An 18,047-nucleotide genomic window follows, 5' to 3' on the forward strand; every position below is an offset into this window, starting at 1 on the left:
TACTTGTTACAAGCCTCGTTTGGGTCCTTCGGCGGGCGCGAGATCCGACAGGTACGGATTGGTCACGCGCTCGCGGCCGATGGTCGTCTGTGGTCCGTGTCCGGGCAGCACCACCGTGGTGTCCTCAAGCGGCAGGCACACTTTGGCGAGGCTGCGCAGGATGGCGGCGTGGTCGCCGCCCGGAAGGTCGGTGCGCCCGATGGAGCCGGCGAACAGCAGGTCCCCGGAGAACATCACCTGTGTGACGTCCTCCTGCCCGGTGTGGGGCGTCCTGAAGGTCACCGACCCCGGCGTATGGCCCGGCGCGTGGTCGACGGTGAACTTCAGTCCGGCGAGGTCCATCTCGGCGCCGTCGGTCAGTTCCCGGACGTCGTCGGGCTCGCTCAGCTCCAGCCCGCCGAACAGCTGGCCGGAGGTCACCCCGAAGCCCTTGGCCGGGTTCGACAGCAGTTCCCGGTCGTCGGGGTGGATGAAGGCGGGCACGCCGCTCGCCCCGCACACCGGCGCGACCGACCACACGTGGTCGATGTGCCCGTGCGTGAGGATCACCGCGACCGGCTTCAGCCGGTGCTCCCGCAGGATCTCCTGGACGCCTTCCGTCGCGTCCTGCCCCGGGTCGATGATCACGCACTCCTCGCCGGCGGCGGGCGCCACGACGTAGCAGTTCGTGGCGAAGGAACCAGCGGGGAACCCGGCGACGAGCACGGTCGGCCTCTCTGTACGCGGCCCTTATACGGGGACCGCTTGGATGCACGGACGGAAATCCACGCCATTCGGTACGCGGAAGAACGGTGTACACGGATGGTGAGCCCGAGCCTACCGGGGGGCCGTGCCCTCCCGCGAACGCGTATCGGCGTGTTCGCGTGGGCCGGGCGGGGCCCGATCCCGAGGCACAGAGGTGCCCGGGGGACCGATAGCATGCCGTGCACTGATCTTCGGACGAAAACGGCGGGGGAAGGCTAGGAGGCAGCCGGAGTGGCTGGCAAGGACCGCAAGAAGGAACTCGCCCGGCAGCGCTACGAGCGCCAGGTGGCGCGTCGTGAGGCCGAGGCGAAGGCCGCGCGCAAGCGCAGCGTCATCGGCGGCGCGGTGGCCACTGCCGTGGTGATCCTCGGTGTCGCCGGCGTCGCCTGGTGGGTCACCAAGGACGACGGCGAGGGCGACACGACCGCCGCCGCGCCCACCGCCACGGCGGCCCCGGGCGAGTGCCTGTACACCGAGGCGGGCGAGGCGTCCAAGGACGTCGGCCTGCCTCCCGCCAAGCCCGCGTACGAGACCGTGGTGAACGCCTCGGTGAAGACGACGGTCGGCGACCTGACCTTCGAGCTGGACGGCGAGAAGGCGCCCTGCACCGTCAACTCCTTCGCCCACCTGGCCTCGGAGGGCTACTTCGACGGCACCGAGTGCCACCGCCTCACCGAGAACGTCCTGCAGTGCGGCGACCCGTCGGCGACCGGCAGCGGCGGCCCGGGATACCAGTTCGACAACGAGAACACCGACGGCGCCGTGTACAAGAAGGGCGTCCTCGCGATGGCGAACGCCGGGGCGGGCACCAATGGCAGCCAGTTCTTCATCGTCTACAAGGACTGGGACGATCTCCCTCCGGACTACAGCGTCTTCGGTACCGTCACCAAGGGCATCGAGGAGGTCGAGAAGGTCGGAAAGGCCGGATCGGAGCCCGCCGGGGACGGCAAGCCGAAGACCAAGGTTGACATCAAGAGCATCTCGATCGAGAAGAACTAGCCGCCACGGGCGCTAGTGTTTGGTAGGCCCGGAACACCAATCCGACAGTTCGGGCCACGACGCAGGAGGCAAGGGTGTCCAGCGCCACAGATCCGTGGGGCCGTGTCGACGAAGAGGGCACGGTCTACGTGAAGACCGCGGACGGCGAGAGGGTCGTGGGGTCCTGGCAGGCAGGCGCCCCTGAGGAGGCCCTTGCCTACTTCAAGCGCAAGTTCGACTCGCTCGCCACCGAGATCACGCTGCTGGAGCAGCGGATCAAGACGACCGACCTGGCTCCGGCGCAGGCGTCCAGCAGCATCGAGCGGCTGCGCGAGTCCGTCGTGGACGCCGCGGCCGTCGGCGACCTGGACTCCCTGGTCCAGCGCCTGGACGCGCTCGGCGAGCTGGCGGGCAAGAAGCGCGAGGAGCTGAAGGTCCAGCGCGACCACGCCCGAGGCGCCGCCAAGGAGGTCAAGGAGCGCATCGTCGCCGAGGCCGAGCGGATCGCGGCCGAGGAGACCCACTGGAAGAACGGCGGCGAGCGCCTGCGCGTCCTGGTGGAGGAGTGGAAGGCCGCCGAGCGGATCGACCGCGCCACCGAGACGGTGCTGTGGAAGCGCCTGTCGTCGGCCCGCAACGCCTTCACCAAGCGCCGCAAGGCCTATTTCTCCTCGCTGGAGGACCAGCGGTCCGTCGCGCAGTCGGAGAAGGAGGGCCTGGTCGCCGAGGCCGAGGCGATCTCGGGCTCGACCCAGTGGAACGACACCGCCGCGGCCTACCGCGCGCTGATGAACCGCTGGAAGAACGCCGGCCGCGCCTCCCGGGAGGCCGAGGAGGAGCTGTGGGGCCGGTTCAAGGCCGCGCAGGACACCTTCTTCAACGCCCGCAAGGCCGCCTTCGACGAGCGTGACGCGGAGTTCGCGGGCAACGCCGAGGTGAAGGAGAAGATCCTGGAGGAGGCCGAGCGCCTCGTCCCGGTGAAGAACCTCCGCCAGGCCAAGCAGTCGCTGCGCTCCATCCAGGAGAAGTGGGAGGCCGCCGGCATGGTCCCGCGCGCCGACCGCGACCGCCTGGAGGGCCGCCTGCGCAAGGTCGAGGACGCCGTCCGCCAGGCCGAGGAGGCCGAGTGGCGCCGCTCCAACCCCGAGGCCCGCGCCCGCGCCGAGGCCACCGTCTCCCAGCTGCGCACCAGCATCGAGCAGCTGGAGACCAAGCTGTCCAAGGCCCAGAGCGCGAACAACGCCAAGGGCGTCAAGGACGCCGAGGAGGCCCTCGCCGCCCGCCGCGCCTGGCTCGAAGAGGCCGAGCGCACCCTCGCCGAGTTCTCCGCCTGACCTCCGCCTCACCCGAGGGGCCGCGCACACCCGTGCGCGGCCCCTCGGGCTTTTGCGCGGTCAGTCGGGGGAGCGGCCGAGGGAGGCGAGGAGGCGGGGGAGTTCGCCGGCGCCGCGGGGAGGGGTGAGCGGCGGGGCGATGTGGCCCTCGCGGCGCAGGGCCGGGGCGATGACCTGGGCGGTGGCCAAAGCGTGGTGGACGAGGTCGGGGTCCAGCCGGGCGGGGACGGCGGCGGCCCGGGCGAGATCCCAGGTGTGGACGAGGAGCTCCAGGACGTAGGTGTCCAGGAGGGTGCGCAGGGGCAGTTCGCCGAAGCCGCCGAAGGGGATGAGGCGGTCCAGGGCCTCGGGGGTGAGCGCGGTGGTGCAGGCGGCGCGGGCCGAGCGCCAGGAGGCCAGGGGGTCGGGGCCCGCGAAGCGGCCCGGGGACTCCGCCGCGCGCGGCGGGACGGCGCCCCTGGTGAGGGCGACGATCTCGTGCTGGATCGCGATGACGTGGCCGGCGACGTCCCTGGCCGTCCATCCCGCGCAGGGGGAGGGGTTGCCCCAGGCGTCGGCGGGTACGGCGGAGGCCGCCTCCTCGAAGAGGTCCTGGGCGCGGCGGAGGCCGCCGGGCTCTTCGGAGGCGGAGGACGTCATGGAGGACAAGGTGACCGCCGGGACAGGCGCTCTGTCAACCGCAACGCCGGTTCTGGACTGCGCCGGATAGTGTCGCGGGTATGGACAGCCTGTTCGATGAGCCCGCCGAGGAGGCGCGGCGCGCGCATGAGCCGCTGGCGGTCCGGATGCGCCCCCGGAACCTCGACGAGGTGGTCGGCCAGTCCCATCTGACCGGCCCCGGCACCCCCGTCCGTCGGCTCGTGGACCAGGACGCGCCGATGTCGCTGGTGCTGTGGGGCCCGCCGGGCACCGGCAAGACCACGCTGGCCTCGGTCGTCAGCCGGGCCACCAGCCGCCGCTTCGTGGAGATCTCCGCGGTGTCCGACGGCGTCAAGGCCGTCAGGGACGCGATCGCCGAGGCCAAGCGCGCTCTCGGCATGTCCGGCAGGCAGACCCTGCTGTTCGTGGACGAGGTGCACCGGTTCAACAAGGCGCAGCAGGACGCGCTGCTCCCGGCCGTGGAGAACCGCTGGGTCTCCTTCATCGGAGCCACCACCGAGAACCCGTTCTTCTCGGTGAACTCGCCCCTGCTGTCCCGCTCGCTGCTCCTTACGCTCCAGCCCCTCGGCGACGAGGAGGTCAGGGCGGTCCTGAGAAGGGCGCTGAGCGACGAACGGGGCATCCAGGCGGATCTCACCCCGGAAGCGGAGGACCAGCTCGTCAGGCTCGCTGGAGGCGATGCCAGGCGCACCCTGACCTACCTGGAGGCCGCCGCCCTCGTCGGAGACGGCAAGATCACGATCGACGTGCTGGAGAAGGCCGTCGACCAGGCCGCGGTCCGCTACGACCGGGACGGCGACCAGCACTACGACGTCATCAGCGCCTTCATCAAGAGCATCCGCGGCAGCGACCCCGACGCCGCCCTGCACTACCTCGCCCGGATGATCGTCGCCGGCGAGGACCCCCGCTTCATCGCCCGCCGCCTCATCGTGCACGCCAGCGAGGACATCGGCATGGCCGACCCCACGGCCCTGCAGACGGCGATCGCGGCGGCCAAGGCCGTCGAGCACGTCGGCCTCCCGGAGGCCCGCATCAACCTCGCCCAGGCGGTGATCCACCTGGCGCTCGCCCCGAAGTCCAACGCGGTGATCACCGCGATCGACGAGGCGATGGCCGACGTGCGGCGCGGCAACGTCGGCCACGTGCCCAACCACCTGCGCGACGCCCACTACAAGGGCGCCGAGAAGCTCGGCCACGGCAAGGGCTACCTGTACCCCCACGACCATCCGGGCGGCGTCGTCACCCAGCAGTACGCGCCTGACGAGTTGAAGGACCGCCGCTACTACCGCCCGACCCGGCACGGCGCGGAATCGCGCTGGGCGGAGGTCCTGGAGAGGATCGCCAAGGTCCTGCGGGGCCGTTGACCGCCGGGCTACCCGGGCGTAACCACCGACGCCGCGCGATCACGGTAAGGTCGGTCTGTAAGGGTTACCCCCTTCAGACCTCGCTCTAACGGCTCTCTCGAGGGCGAGGGCCCGCTCGTCTCCCGCGCGAAGTCGGCCCGGGCGACCGCATCCCGATTGGAAAGACCTCGATGCTTAACGGTGGACAGCTCGCCGGTCTGATCGTTGCCGTCTTCTGGGCCATTCTGGTGTGCTTCGTGTCGCTGGTGCTGCTGCGCCTGGCCAAGGTGCTGCGGGAGGCGGCCAAGCTCGTCACCGAGCTGGGCGAGCAGGCGGGCCCCCTGCTGGACGACATGGCCAAGACCGTCGAGCAGGCGGGCGAGCAGCTCGACCGCACGGACGTGATCACCAAGCAGGTGGCCGGCGTCAGCCAGAACGTCTCGGCGGTGACCACGGTGATGACGTCGGTGGTGAGCGGCCCCCTGGTGAAGGCCGCCTCGTTCTCCTACGGGGTGCGCAAAGCGCTCAGTCGGCCGGAGGCCCAGCCCTCGCGGCCGCAGATCCCCGCGCAGCGCAAGGGGCGCCGATGAAGCGGCTGTTCTGGGTCGGCGTGGGCGCGGGCGCGGCCCTGTACGCGCAGCGCAAGGCGGTCCGCTTCGTCCGGAGTCTGACCCCGCAGAACCTCGCGGTGATGGCCGCGGAGAAGGCGGTGGAGCAGGGCCGCAGGACCGGGCACCGGGTGCGGGAGCTCGCCGAGGACGTCAGGTACCACGCGGCGGTCCGCGAGGCCGAGCTGACCGAGGCGATCGAACTCGACCAGGCCCCGCCGCTGGATCCGCGGGGTCAGGTCAGGGGCCGGATCCTGCGGGCCAGGGCCGTCGAGGTCGACGCGCCCCGCCGGGAGCTCAAGAGCAACAAAGACGCCACCTTCACCAACGAAGCCACCTTCAACAACGACAGCAAGGACGGAACACATGGAGTCGGCTGAAATCGCGCGCCGATACCTGCGGTACTTCGAGCAGAACGGCCACACCGTGGTGCCGTCGGCAAGCCTCGTCGCCGAGGACCCCACGCTGCTGCTGGTGCCCGCCGGCATGGTTCCGTTCAAGCCCTACTTCCTGGCCCAGCGCACCCCGCCCGCGACGCGGATGACCAGCTGCCAGAAGTGCGTGCGGACCCCGGACATCGAAGAGGTCGGCAAGACCACCCGGCACGGCACGTTCTTCCAGATGCTCGGCAACTTCTCCATCGCCGACTACTTCAAGGAGCAGGCGATCCCGTTCGCCTGGGAGCTGCTCACGAAGTCCCAGGCCGACGGCGGCTTCGGCTTCCCCGAGGACAAGCTCTGGGTCACCGTCCTGCACGACGACGACGAGTCGGCCGAGCTGTGGCACAGGAACGTGGGCGTGCCCCTGGACCGCATCCAGCGGCGCGGCCTCGCCGACAACTTCTGGCACATGGGCGTCCCCGGCCCCGGCGGGCCCTGCTCGGAGATCTACTACGACCGCGGCCCGGCCTACGGCCGCGACGGCGGTCCCGAGGCCGACGAGGACAGGTACCTGGAGGTCTGGAACCTCGTCTTCATGCAGTTCCAGCTCAGCGCCGTCCGGTCCAAGATCGACTTCGACATCAGCGGCGAGCTGCCCGGCAAGAACATCGACACCGGCATGGGCCTGGAGCGCATGGCGGCGATCCTGCAGGGCGTCGACAACATCTACGAGACCGACACGATGTGGGCGATCCTGGACAGGGCCGCGGGTCTCACGAAGTCCCAGTACGGCAAGGACGCCACCGACGACGTCTCCCTGCGGGTCGTGGCCGACCACGTCCGCTCCGGCATGATGATGGTCGCCGACGGCATCATCCCGTCCAACGAGGGCCGCGGCTACGTCCTGCGCCGCATCCTGCGCCGCGCCATCCGCAAACTGCGGCTGCTCGGCGGGCAGGAGGGCGGCCTCATGCACGAGCTCACCGCCACCGCCGTCAAGGCGATGGGCGAGCAGTACCCCGAGCTGATCCGCACCGCCGCCAACATCCACACCGTCATCGACGCCGAGGAGGAGAGCTTCCTGCGCACGCTGCGCACCGGCGAGTCGATCTTCGACGTGGCGGCTGCGGAGTCCAAGCGCTCGGGCCGCGCCACCGTCGGCGGCGCGGATGCCTTCAAGCTGCACGACACCTACGGCTTCCCGATCGAGCTGACCCTGGAGATGGCCTCCGAGCAGGGCCTCTCGGTCGACGAGGACGGCTTCCGCCGCCTCATGCAGGAGCAGCGCGACCGGGCCAAGGCCGACGCCCGCGAGAAGAAGACCGGCAACGCCGACGTCTCCGTGCTGGGCGACCTCCTGGAGCAGACCGGCGGCAAGGTCGACTTCCTCGGCTACGGCCACTACGACTCCGAGGCCCGCGTCGTCGGCCTGCTCGTGCACGGCGCGAACGTGGCCGAGGCGCCCGAGGGCACCGAGGTCGAGGTCGTGCTCGACCGCACCCCGTTCTACGCGGAGGGCGGCGGCCAGCTCGCCGACCAGGGCGTCATTAAGTTCCTCGGCGGCGCGGAGATCGCCGTCCACGACGTGCAGTCGCCGCTGCCCGGCCTGATCGTGCACCGCGGTGTCGTCAAGAGCGGCCTGGCGCGCTCCGGCGACACCGTGCTCGCCGAGATCGACCGCGGCCGCCGCCAGGCGATCTCCCGCTCGCACAGCGCCACCCACCTGGTCCACGCGGGCTTCCGCAAGGCGCTGGGCGAGTCGGCGGCGCAGGCGGGCTCGGAGAACTCGCCGGGCCGCTTCCGCTTCGACTTCACCGCCTCCGGCGCGGTGCCCGTCTCGGTGCTGCGCGACGTCGAGGACGAGGTCAACGCGGTCCTCATCGACGACCTGGAGGTGCGGGCGTTCACCACCTCGCAGACCGAGGCCGTCGCGATGGGCGCGATGGCGCTGTTCGGCGAGAAGTACGGCGAGGAGGTCCGCGTCGTGGAGATCGGCGAGTACTCGCGCGAGCTGTGCGGCGGCACCCACGTGGGCAGCTCCGGCCAGCTCGGCGTGGTCAAGCTGATGAGCGAGTCGTCGATCGGCGCGGGCGTGCGGCGCATCGAGGCGCTGGTCGGCATGGACGCGTTCCGGTTCCTGGCCAAGGAGAACGTGCTGGTCAACCAGCTCGCCGAGCAGGTCAAGGCGCGCCGCGAGGAGCTGCCGGAGCGGATCGCCGGGATCGTCACCAAGCTGCGCGAGGCCGAGAAGGACCTGGAGCGGCTGCGCGCCGAGCAGATCCTGTCCGCCTCCGCGGGGCTGGCCGAGCAGGCCAAGGACGTGAACGGCACCGCGTTCGTCGGCCACCGGGCCCCCGACGGGGTCGGCGCGGACGACCTGCGCAAGCTCGCCATCGACGTCAGGGACCGCCTGGCGGGCCGTCCGGCGGTCGTCATGATCACCGCGGTGCCCAAGGACCGTCCGGTCGTCGTGGTGGCCGTGAACGAGCCGGGACGCGGGCGGGGCCACAAGGCAGGCCGGCTCGTCGGCGTCGCGGCCAAGGTGCTCGGCGGTGGTGGCGGCGGCAAGGACGACCTCGCGCAGGGCGGCGGCGCCGACCCCGGCAAGATCGAGGAGGCGCTCGCGGTGGTGGAGCGCCAGGTGGGCGCCGAGTGAGGAACGGTGTTCGGCTCGGGGTCGACGTGGGCAGTGTCCGTATTGGCGTTGCCCGCAGCGACCCCGCCGGCATCCTGGCCGTCCCCGTGGAGACGGTCAGGGCAGGGCGGGGCGATGTCGCGCGCATCCTCGCGCTCGTGTCCGAATTCGAAGCCCTGGAGGTGATCGTGGGCCTGCCCGCCCATCTCTCCGGCAAGGAGGGGCCGGCCGCGGCCTCAGCCAGGGCATTTGCCACTAGATTGGCACGGAAACTCCCCTTCGGTACGGTACGCCTTTACGACGAGCGTTTGACGACCGTGACCGCTTCCAGCGGTTTGCGATCGGGCGGAACCAAGGCGAAGGACCAGCGACGAGTGATCGACCAGGCGGCGGCCACAGTGCTGCTCCAGGCGGCGCTCGACGCCGAACGGCTGACCGGCAATCCGCCGGGTGTGCCCGTCAAGGGGAGAGAGTGAACGACGACTTCTGGGGCGAGGAGACCCGGCGTGACAGCCGGGCCGGCCGGACCGACAGGGCCGACCGCACCGACCAGCGCAAACGCGACAAGCGTAAGAAGCGGGGCGGAGGTGCGGCCGCGATGGCCGCGGTCCTCTTCCTCATCGCCGTCCTCGGCGGCGGCGGATACCTCGGCTACACCAAGCTCGACACCTTCATGCGGCCCCCGGACTACGACGGCCAGGGCACCGGCGAGCAGACGATCGAGGTCAAGGAGGGCGACTACACCTCCGCGATCGCCGACACCCTCTTCGAGGCCGATGTGGTGAAGTCCAGCAAGGCCTTCATCAAGGCTGCCGAGGAGGAGCCGGACATCCAGGGCGTCCAGCCCGGCTTCTACAAGATGCGCAAGAAGATGTCCGCGGCCTCGGCCGTGGAGCTGATCCTCGACCCGAAGGCCCGCGCGCACATCCTGACGATCCCCGAGGGGCTGTGGGCCTCGGAGATCTACCAGAAGCTGGCCAAGGAGAGCGGCATCCCGCTCAAGCAGTTCAAGAAGATCAAGAACAAGGACCTGGGCCTGCCCGCCTACGCCAAGGGCAACGTCGAGGGCTTCCTGTTCCCCGGGCAGTACAACCTGCCGCCCGACGCCTCGGCCACCGAACTCGTCAAGATGATGGTGGACCGCTTCAAGCAGGAGATCCAGAAGGTCGACCTGAAGGCGGGCGCCAAAAAGCACGGCATGACCCCCGCCCAGATCATGTCGATGGCCGGGCTGATCCAGGCCGAGGTGGGCAAGCCCGAGGACCAGGTGAAGGTCTCGCGCGTCATCTACAACCGCCTCAAGATCGACATGCCGCTCCAGTGCGACACGTCCGTCATGTACGCGCACAAGCAGCGCACCATCGACGTGCGCAACAACCACCTCGACATCGACTCGCCGTACAACCTCTACGACCACAAGGGGCTCCCGCCCGGCCCGATCAGCAACCCCGGGCTGAGCGCCATCGAGGCGGCATTGAACCCGGCCGCCGGCCAGTGGATCTACTTCGTCGCCGTGGACCCGATCCACCAGGTCACCGAGTTCGGCGAGACCGACGCGGAGTTCGCCAAGATGAAGGCGAAGTTCGAGAAGTGGCTCAAGGAGCACCCGCAGCCGTGACCCGCGCCGCCGTCCTGGGCTCGCCGATCGCCCACTCGCTGTCCCCCGTCCTGCACCGGGCCGCCTACGCGGCCCTGGGCCTCGACGGCTGGACGTACGAGCGGCACGAGTGCGCCGAGGACGGCCTCGCGGCGTTCCTCTCCGAGGACTTCGCGGGCCTGTCGCTGACGATGCCGCTGAAGCGCGTCGCGCTGGAGGCGGCGGCCGAGCGCAGCGACCTCGCTGTGAAGACGGGCGGCGCCAACACCCTCGTCCGGCTTCCCGGCGGAGGCTGGTCGGCCGACAACACCGACGTCCACGGCATCGTCCAGGCCCTCGCCGAGGGCGGTGTCACGGCCGTGGACAGGGTCGTGGTCCTCGGCGGCGGCGCCACGGCCGCCTCGGCCCTGGCCGCGGCCTCGCTCCTCGGCGCGAGGCACGCCGCCCTGGCCGTCCGCACCCCGGCCCGCGCCGCCGGAACCGCCGAGGTGGGCCCCCGCTTCTCCCTCCCGACCGAGATCGTCCCGCTGACGGACCTGGAACCGGCCCTCAAGGCCGCCGACCTGGTCATGTCAACGCTCCCCGGCGACGCCGCGGCCCCCTACGCCCCCGCCGTCGCAGCCTCCGGGCTCCCGCTCTTCGACGCCATCTACGCCCCCTGGCCCACCGCCCTCGCCAAGGCCGCCCTGGCCGAGTCCACCCCCGTCGTCAACGGCTTCGCCATGCTCCTCCACCAGGCCGCCCGCCAGGTCACCCTCATGACCGGCCGCCCCGACGCCCCCGTCGAGGCCATGCGCGCCGCAGGCGAAGCCGAGATCGCCCGCCGCGAGTCCACCGCACGCTAGGCGGCGCCGCAGAACGCCGAAGGCCGGGTCCCGCTCCTGCGGGCCCGGCCTTCGTCGGTCAGGCGGTGCTCGACGTGGACCAGATGTTGATGCCGGCTTCGACGGCGTCGGCGTCGATGGCGTCCAGTTCGGCCTGGGTGAAGGGGAGGTTGCGGACGGAGCCGAGGGAGTCCTCGAGTTGGCGGACGCTGCTGGCGCCGATGAGGACCGAGGTGACGCGGGGGTCGCGCAGCGCCCAGGAGAGGGCCAGCTGGGCCATGGTCTGGCCGCGTTCGGCGGCGAGGGCGCTGAGGGTGCGGACGTGGGAGAGGATCTCGTCGGTGAGGTGCTCGGGGCGCAGGAAGCGGTTCTGGGCGGCGCGGGAGTCGGCCGGGACGCCGTTCAGGTAGCGGTCGGTGAGGACGCCCTGGGCGAGGGGCGAGAAGGCGATGCAGCCGGCGCCCTCGGCCTCCAGGGTGTCCAGGAGGCCGCCCTCGATCCAGCGGTTCAGCATCGAGTAGGACGGCTGGTGGATGAGCAGCGGGGTGCCCAGATCGCGGAGGATCGCCGCGGCCTCGGCCGTCCGCTCGGGCGAGTAGGAGGAGATCCCCGCGTACAGGGCCTTGCCGGAGCGCACGGCGTGGTCGAGCGCGCCCATCGTCTCCTCCAGTGGCGTCTCGGGGTCGAACCGGTGGCTGTAGAAGATGTCGACGTACTCGACGCCCATCCGCTTCAGGGACTGGTCGAGGCTCGCGAGCAAGTACTTGCGCGAGCCCCACTCGCCGTACGGGCCGGGCCACATGTCGTACCCGGCCTTGGTGGAGATGAGCAGCTCGTCCCGGTACGGACGGAAGTCCTGGGCGAAGATCTCCCCGAAGTTCGACTCGGCGGAGCCGTAGGGAGGGCCGTAGTTGTTGGCCAGGTCGAAGTGGGTGACGCCGAGGTCGAAGGCGCGGCGCAGGATCGCGCGCTGGGTCTCGCGCGGCTTGTCGTCGCCGAAGTTGTGCCACAGGCCGAGGGAGACCGCGGGCAGCTTCAGCCCGCTCCTGCCGCAGCGGCGGTAGGGGAGGCGGTCGTCGTAGCGGTCTTCCGCGGCCTGGTAGCTCATGATCACAGTCTAGGCGCGCCGTCCCCGGCCCTCGGCGCCGAGCGGGGGCAGGACGGCGGTCGCCGTGGTGTCGGGACGCGCGGTGGCCACCACCTTGTCGGTGCCGGCCACGGAAGGGCCGCCGGGACCGTCCGCGACCGGCGCGGCCGGGAAGGAGTCGGTGAGGCTCAGGTGAAGGTCGCCGCCGCAGTGCGGACAGGCGACGGTCGCGGTGGCCGGCGCACCGGGCGCGGGCCGTGCGGCGGGCGTGGGGCGGCGCAGGCCGGGCGCGGCGACGAGCAGGAGCAATAGGGCCGGCCACGTCCACGGGTAGGAGGACGTCTCGGCGGTGAAGACGACTTCGCGGGCCTGCCCTTCGATCTCGCCGCGCACCTGGTAGGCGCCGAAGGCGGGGCCGTTCAGCTTCACCGGGACGCGGAAGGTCTTCGACGCGCCGGGCTCGATCGTCCCGATGGCGGGCGCGGTGAGGATGCCCGTCGGGTCGGGCGCGCGGCCGACGGCCAGACTGACGGGCGCGTCGGTGACGGGGAGGTCGCCGTCGTTGTGCACGGTGTACACGAGGGTGCGCTCGGCCGGGCCCCCGAACCAGGCCGCGGAAGGCCCGCCGCCCTCCAGCGCCACCTTTGTGACCGTCAGGGACGAGACCGCGGCGTCGGCCTCGGCCCGCTGGGACTCGCTGAGCGTCTTCACGCCCTTCACCGTGACGGGCACGGTGCGGGCCTGCCCGCCGCCGACCGGGCGCACCGAGACGACGCACGGGCAGCCGACGGGCGGCTCGGCGACCGTGAGCAGGGCGGTCGCGCTGCCCTGCGCGCCCACGAACGTCGTCGCGGACGAGGCCACCGCGCAGTCGGCGGTACCGCGGCGGCCCTCGTTGCCGCACAGCTCGATGGAGACGTTCCCGCTGGGCCAGCCCGCGAGCCGGACCGCGACGGTCTGGCCGGGGGCCACCTCCTGCCGGTCGAGCTCGACGGTCGCGCCCTGCGCGCTCACGGGCAGCAGGGCCAGGGAGGCCACCAGCACCGACTTCACTTACTTCACCTTCCGGAGCGAACGGTATGAGGGTCGGGGCGCGTCAGCGGCGTGCGGGACGGCGACGGCGCACCAGGAGCAGGCCGACGAGGACCGCGGCTCCGACGACGGCCCACGGCACGGCCCAGAACGTGATGGAGCGCGTGGTGGAGTCGAGCCGGGCCGGGGTGAGCTCGCTCGGGTCGGCGGGGGTCAGCCGGACGGCGGCCTGGAGCGGCCCGGCGGGCAGCACCCCGGTGATCTCGTCGGTGAACGTGTACGACGAGCCGGGCAGCAGCTCGGGGATCTCGCGGTCGGCGGCCCTGCCCTGCGGCCAGGTGAACAGGGCCTCGGCCGAGACGTGCGCCTTGGCCGTCAACCGGATGTTGCCGGTGTTGGTGACGCGGTAGCTCACCTTCACCGTCCGATCGCCGACGAGCGGCCCGTCGTGGGAGGCGGTGAGGCGGTCGACCTTCAGCGCGGTCGTGGTGGGCCCGTTGACGCGCAGGTGCAGCCGGGCGGCGACGCGGCGGTCCACGTTCACCTGCTGCCCGCCGCCGGTCGTCTCCTGCCGGGTGACCGCGGCGAGGACCCCGCCGGAGTGGTCGCCGGGCGCGGCGTTCTCGGGCACCTTGACGGTGAAGGGCACATCGACGCGCTTGCCGGGCTTGACGGTGAAGGTCCGCTTGTCCAGCGTGATCCAGGATCCGACGTCGTCGGGCGTCTTCTCGGCGGTGAGCAGAGCGAAGGACCCGTCGGAGGTGTTGAAGGCGTCGGTCGCGTAGACCTTGAAGGTCAGCTTCTCGGTGCTGCGGTTGGTGATGCCGACCGTGTCCTTGAGGGTGTCGCCGGGCCCGGCCGAGTAGCTGAAGTAGTCGCGGCCCGTGGGGCCTTCGGGTCCGGACGGCTGGACCGACCAGCTGAATCCGGGGGAGGGGGCGAGTGCGAGGGTGGTGGCGAGCACCAGGTTGGTGATCAAGGTCGGACTCCGGGGAGAATGCGGGGAGTGCGGGATGAGGGCGCCGTAATCGTCCTCATCCCGCACCTTTCTTGCGGCCCGGTCCTTAGGACAGGGTCAGGGTGAGCGTGCCGGTGTAGGTGCCGGTCGCGGCGCCCGCCGGGATGCTCAGTTCGAGGGCGGCGCCCAGGTCGAAGACGCCGCCGGACAGGCCGCCCTCGGCGGAGCCGAGGGTGCGGGCCTCGTCGAGCCCGGTGACCGCGGGGCCGGGGACGGCCACGCCCGCCGAGCCGTCCGCGACGGCCGCGGCCGACGGGGTCCAGGCGAGGTTCGAGCCGGGGATGGTGTCGCCTTCGGCCGAGGTGAAGTCGCCGACCTGGCCGACCAGGTTCCAGCCCGCGTCGGTGCCGCGGGTGTCGGTGACGGTCACCTTGTTGAGGTCGCCGGTGGCCGCGCCGCCGCGCGCCGCGCTGGTCAGCGCGACGTTCGGGCCGGCGACGGACAGGGACAGCGCGCCCTCGCCGGTCACCTCGGTGGTGATGGTCTGCTGGTCGGAGACGCCGCCGGGGTTCTCCCCGCCGGGCTCGCCCGGGTCGACCTCGCCGCCCGCGAACGTCACCGGGGTGAAGGTGTCCATGGAGCGGTCGGCGGCGCCGTGCGCGGCCATCGTGACGACGTAGCACTGGGTCACGAGGCAGTCGATGGCGTTGCCCGCGCCGTCGGTGTACCGGGCCTTCAGTCCGGTCAGGTCGAAGGCGAAGCTGCCGTCGGCGTTCAGCTTGTCCTGGCCCGCGGTCGGGGCGGTGTTGTTCTTGTGGACCCACTTCACCGACTGGAAGGCGCCCGCGTTGAGGTACCAGTTGGCGGAGGTGTCCTTCCAACCGAAGCCGACGTAGATGCCGAAGCCGTTGTTGGCGTTGGCGTCGAAGCCGGAGCCCGAGACACTGATGGTGGCCCCGGCGGGGTCGAGCCCGGTGGTGGGGTCGACGTTCACCGTGGCGCCCGCCGCGTGGGCGGGGGAGGCGAGTCCGGCGATGAGGCCGGCGCCCAGCAGGATGGGCAGTGCGCGCTTGCGCAAGTGTTCCTCCTTCAGAGGGGGGATATTGGTTAGGTAAGCCTTACCTAACCTTCCGCTAACTTAGCGGAGTTCTGTCCGGTCGAGTCAAGGAGCCCCATAGATGTCCGAACTCCCCTTCGGTCCTGACGCCGTCACGGCGATCGCCGCGCACATGAACGGCGACCACGCCGAGGACAACGTCCTCATCTGCCGCGCGTTCGGCGGCGTCGAGCCCTCGTCGGCCCGCGTGAGCGGACTGGACGCCGAGGCGCTGGTGTTCACCGCCGTCGTCGACGGCGCGGACGCCGAGGTCCGGGTGCCGTGGAGCGCCCCGCTCAAGGACCGGGTCCAGGTGCGGCACGAGGTCGTGCGCATGTACCAGGACGCCTGCGCGAAACTCGGCGTCGAGCCCAGGGGGCACTGAGCCGAACCGCGCGGGCCGGTGCGCCGCGCGCGGCTCCGGCCGTGCGCGGCGCACCCGTCTCATGCGCGGGCGAACGCGCGGCGCAGCAGCGGGCGCGCGCCGAGGCCCGCGCCGATCGCGACGGCCATCGCCGCCCAGAACGGCCACGCGGGTCCGGCGTCGGACGAGGCCACCGAGACCGCGGCGAGGGGTGTCGCGTCCGTCTCGGCCGCGCCGCCGGCCACGGGCGCCGCCGTGCCGGTCTGCGCCGCACCGGTGGTCGGCTTGGGGCTCGTCCCGCTCCCGCTTCCGTTCGCCGATGCCCCCGACGTCCCCGACGCGCCGGATCCGGCCGAGCCGGAGGATCCGGCGGAGTCAGAGGCGCCGGAAGAATCCGAGGACCCCGAGCCGCTTCCGGTGGACCCGCCCTCGAAGGAGACGGGCGTCGAGGTGTCCTGGCTGCGGTCGGGGACGCCGTGCGCGGCGAACGTCAGGACGTAGCACCGCGTGACGGTGCAGTCGACCTTCTTGCCGTTGCCGTCCGTGTAACGGGCGCGTACCGAAAGGGTCACGTCGAAGCCGCCGGAGGCCGTCATCTCGGCCTGTCCCGCCCCGCCGCCCGCGCCGCCGACGTGCACCCACTTGGCGGCGCCGAACAGGTTCGCGTCGAGGTGGTAGTCCGCGGGCTTCGGGCCGAAGACGACGTACACGCCGAACGCGTTGTTCGCCTTCGCGTCGAAGCCGGATCCGCTGATGGAGACGCTGCTGGCGCCCGTCGCGGACAGGCCCGAGGAGGGGGAGACGCGCACGGCTCCGGCCGAAGCGGGCGAGGCGTTGAAGACGGTGAGCGCGCACGCCGCGCCGACCGCGGCGAGGGAGGCTGCTGCGCGGTTCGTACTCATGGGAAGAGACCAATCGGGTGAGGTCGGGTGGCCGGGTGTGTTCCGCACAGCCCTATGTTTCTTAGGTGAGCCTAAGCTAAGGTTTTTCTCGTCCGGGATGAACAGGTCAAACTTCCCCAAAACGTGACAAATAGGGAGATTTCCGAATGAACCAGGCCCCTGAGGCGGTGTTCTCCGCGGTGCTCCGCGAGGCCAGCGCGGGCGATCACGCCGCCGCGGAGTCCGCCGGGTACATGGGCGACCTGATGGGCGGGAAGCTGCCGATCGCCGCCTTCGCCGCGCTCACCGCACGCCTGCACCCCGTCTACGCCGCACTGGAGGACGCCGCGGAGGCCATGCGCGAGCACCCCGTCGCCGGACCCTTCGTGCACGACGAGCTGACCCGCACCCCCGCCCTGGAAGAGGACCTGGCGTTCCTGTACGGGCCGGACTGGGCCGACCGCCTCGGCGACTCGCCCGCCGCCCGCGCCTACGCCGAGCGCATCCGCGCCGTCGCGTTCGACACGCCCGAGGGCTTCGTCGCGCACCACTACACGCGCTACCTCGGCGACCTGTCCGGCGGGCTCATCATCGGCCGCACCCTGGAGCGCGTCTACGAGCTCGCCGACGGCAAGGGCGTCGCCTTCTACCGCTTCGACCGCATCCCCAAGCCCAAGCCCTTCAAGGACGCCTACCGCGCGCTCATCGACGAGGCGCCCTTCGACGCCGAAGGCCGTGCGCTCGTCGTCGCCGAGGTGCGCGAGGCCTACCGGCTGAACACCGCGCTGTTCGCCGAACTCGGCGCGATGACCTGGGGCGAGGCGGCGTGAGACGCGCCTCCGCCCTGCTGAGCGCGCTGGCCGCGGCCTCCCTCGCCGTCCTCCCCGGCACGGCCCACGCCGAGACCGGAACCGCTTCGGGCGAGAGCGGCCAGAAGCTGACCGTCTCGACGACGACCGTGGCCGACGGCCAGACGATCACCATCACCGGCGAGGACTACGACACCTCCAAAGGCATCTACGTCGCCTTCTGCAAGGACCTCGGCGACGGCAGGGCCCCGACCCCGTGCGGAGGCGGCGCCGACACCTCCGGGCTCGGCGGAGGCTCCCACTGGATCTCCGACGACCCGCCCCCCTACGGCAAGGACCTCGCCGAGAAGTACGGACGGAACGGCTCCTTCGAGGTCCGGATCAAGGTCGCCGCGAAGATCGGCGAGGACGTCGACTGCACCGTCGACCTGTGCTCGGTCGTCACCCGCGCCGACCACACCCGCACCGAGGACCGCACCGCCGACGTGCGCGTCCCGCTGACGTTCACGACCGAGGCCGCGGCCGGCGGATCGGACACCGCCCTGTACGCGGGCCTCGGCGCGGCCGCCGTCGTCGTGCTCGCGGGCGGGGGGATCCTGCTCGCCCGCCGCCGCAAGGCGGCGGCGTGACCGCTGTGCGGGCGCGGCGGTGGGGCACCGCCGCGCTCGCCCGCGCCCTGGCCGCGGGCTGCGGGGGCAGGCCCGCCGCCGAGCACGC

At 71.6% G+C, this 18,047-nt stretch carries 19 protein-coding genes; 12 read left to right on the forward strand and 7 right to left on the reverse strand.

Annotation, left to right across the window (positions count from 1 at the left end; all coding sequences use genetic code 11):
* Window positions 1-6 precede the first annotated feature (6 nt).
* The gene (locus tag ACYVOM_RS30910) at window positions 7-705 is read right to left on the reverse strand and encodes an MBL fold metallo-hydrolase (protein ID WP_460307077.1); all 699 of its coding nucleotides are present in this window, start codon (window positions 703-705) and stop codon (window positions 7-9) included.
* Between the two features lie 270 nt (window positions 706-975).
* Here ACYVOM_RS30910 and ACYVOM_RS30915 point away from each other — a divergent pair, with 270 nt between their 5' ends.
* Both ACYVOM_RS30915 and ACYVOM_RS30920 read left to right on the forward strand, forming a co-directional pair.
* Entirely contained in the window at window positions 976-1,743 is a 768-nt protein-coding gene (locus ACYVOM_RS30915) for a peptidylprolyl isomerase (RefSeq protein WP_460307078.1), read from the forward strand.
* 74 nt (window positions 1,744-1,817) lie between these two features.
* Window positions 1,818-3,056, forward strand: coding sequence for a DUF349 domain-containing protein (locus tag ACYVOM_RS30920; protein ID WP_460307079.1), 1,239 nt, complete (start codon window positions 1,818-1,820; stop codon window positions 3,054-3,056).
* Between the two features lie 60 nt (window positions 3,057-3,116).
* Here ACYVOM_RS30920 and ACYVOM_RS30925 read toward each other — a convergent pair whose 3' ends face one another.
* Window positions 3,117-3,695 carry a TIGR03086 family metal-binding protein gene (locus ACYVOM_RS30925; RefSeq protein ID WP_460307080.1) on the reverse strand — a complete coding sequence of 193 codons (579 nt, stop codon included), beginning with the start codon at window positions 3,693-3,695 and terminating at the stop codon, window positions 3,117-3,119.
* An 80-nt stretch (window positions 3,696-3,775) separates the two neighbouring features.
* Between ACYVOM_RS30925 and ACYVOM_RS30930 the strand changes: the two genes are divergently transcribed.
* From ACYVOM_RS30930 to ACYVOM_RS30960, 7 genes are all read left to right on the forward strand, one after another.
* Window positions 3,776-5,080: a replication-associated recombination protein A gene (locus tag ACYVOM_RS30930; protein WP_460307081.1), complete on the forward strand. Its 1,305-nt coding sequence runs from the start codon at window positions 3,776-3,778 to the stop codon at window positions 5,078-5,080.
* Window positions 5,081-5,250: 170 nt separating this feature from the next.
* Window positions 5,251-5,649: a DUF948 domain-containing protein gene (locus tag ACYVOM_RS30935; protein WP_460307082.1), complete on the forward strand. Its 399-nt coding sequence runs from the start codon at window positions 5,251-5,253 to the stop codon at window positions 5,647-5,649.
* Window positions 5,646-6,047: a hypothetical protein gene (locus ACYVOM_RS30940; protein WP_460307083.1), complete on the forward strand. Its 402-nt coding sequence runs from the start codon at window positions 5,646-5,648 to the stop codon at window positions 6,045-6,047. The genes ACYVOM_RS30935 and ACYVOM_RS30940 overlap by 4 nt, the downstream gene beginning before the upstream one ends.
* Window positions 6,034-8,703, forward strand: a complete 2,670-nt coding sequence (alaS, locus tag ACYVOM_RS30945) for an alanine--tRNA ligase (RefSeq protein WP_460307084.1) — start codon at window positions 6,034-6,036, stop codon at window positions 8,701-8,703. The genes ACYVOM_RS30940 and alaS overlap by 14 nt, the downstream gene beginning before the upstream one ends.
* The gene (gene ruvX, locus ACYVOM_RS30950) at window positions 8,700-9,158 is read left to right on the forward strand and encodes a Holliday junction resolvase RuvX (protein WP_460307085.1); all 459 of its coding nucleotides are present in this window, start codon (window positions 8,700-8,702) and stop codon (window positions 9,156-9,158) included. Before alaS ends, ruvX begins: the two co-directional genes overlap by 4 nt.
* A complete protein-coding gene (mltG, locus tag ACYVOM_RS30955; protein ID WP_460307086.1) occupies window positions 9,155-10,300 on the forward strand; it encodes an endolytic transglycosylase MltG in 1,146 nt (381 codons plus the stop codon). Before ruvX ends, mltG begins: the two co-directional genes overlap by 4 nt.
* Complete coding sequence (locus tag ACYVOM_RS30960; protein WP_460307087.1) at window positions 10,297-11,124, forward strand: shikimate dehydrogenase; 828 nt, start codon at window positions 10,297-10,299, stop codon at window positions 11,122-11,124. Before mltG ends, ACYVOM_RS30960 begins: the two co-directional genes overlap by 4 nt.
* 58 nt (window positions 11,125-11,182) lie before the next feature.
* On the opposite strand, the gene mgrA is transcribed toward ACYVOM_RS30960, so the two are convergent.
* From mgrA to ACYVOM_RS30980, 4 genes are all read right to left on the reverse strand, one after another.
* A complete protein-coding gene (mgrA, locus tag ACYVOM_RS30965; RefSeq protein ID WP_460307088.1) occupies window positions 11,183-12,211 on the reverse strand; it encodes an L-glyceraldehyde 3-phosphate reductase in 1,029 nt (342 codons plus the stop codon).
* Window positions 12,212-12,220: 9 nt separating this feature from the next.
* The gene (locus ACYVOM_RS30970; RefSeq protein ID WP_460307089.1) at window positions 12,221-13,243 is read right to left on the reverse strand and encodes a hypothetical protein; all 1,023 of its coding nucleotides are present in this window, start codon (window positions 13,241-13,243) and stop codon (window positions 12,221-12,223) included.
* Window positions 13,244-13,286: 43 nt separating this feature from the next.
* The gene (locus ACYVOM_RS30975) at window positions 13,287-14,201 is read right to left on the reverse strand and encodes a WxL protein peptidoglycan domain-containing protein (RefSeq protein WP_460307090.1); all 915 of its coding nucleotides are present in this window, start codon (window positions 14,199-14,201) and stop codon (window positions 13,287-13,289) included.
* Window positions 14,202-14,286: 85 nt separating this feature from the next.
* On the reverse strand, window positions 14,287-15,258 hold the full coding sequence (locus tag ACYVOM_RS30980) for a WxL domain-containing protein (protein WP_460307091.1): 972 nt from the start codon (window positions 15,256-15,258) through the stop codon (window positions 14,287-14,289).
* A 100-nt stretch (window positions 15,259-15,358) separates the two neighbouring features.
* On the opposite strand from ACYVOM_RS30980, the gene ACYVOM_RS30985 reads away from it, so the two are divergent.
* Window positions 15,359-15,661: a DUF2470 domain-containing protein gene (locus tag ACYVOM_RS30985; protein ID WP_460307092.1), complete on the forward strand. Its 303-nt coding sequence runs from the start codon at window positions 15,359-15,361 to the stop codon at window positions 15,659-15,661.
* Window positions 15,662-15,720: 59 nt separating this feature from the next.
* On the opposite strand, the gene ACYVOM_RS30990 is transcribed toward ACYVOM_RS30985, so the two are convergent.
* Window positions 15,721-16,542, reverse strand: a complete 822-nt coding sequence (locus ACYVOM_RS30990) for a hypothetical protein (protein ID WP_460307093.1) — start codon at window positions 16,540-16,542, stop codon at window positions 15,721-15,723.
* Between the two features lie 146 nt (window positions 16,543-16,688).
* Here ACYVOM_RS30990 and ACYVOM_RS30995 point away from each other — a divergent pair, with 146 nt between their 5' ends.
* Both ACYVOM_RS30995 and ACYVOM_RS31000 read left to right on the forward strand, forming a co-directional pair.
* Window positions 16,689-17,351, forward strand: coding sequence for a biliverdin-producing heme oxygenase (locus ACYVOM_RS30995; protein ID WP_460307094.1), 663 nt, complete (start codon window positions 16,689-16,691; stop codon window positions 17,349-17,351).
* Entirely contained in the window at window positions 17,348-17,959 is a 612-nt protein-coding gene (locus ACYVOM_RS31000; RefSeq protein WP_460307095.1) for a hypothetical protein, read from the forward strand. The genes ACYVOM_RS30995 and ACYVOM_RS31000 overlap by 4 nt, the downstream gene beginning before the upstream one ends.
* Window positions 17,960-18,047 lie beyond the last annotated feature (88 nt).

The organism is Actinocorallia aurea, from assembly GCF_054783995.1.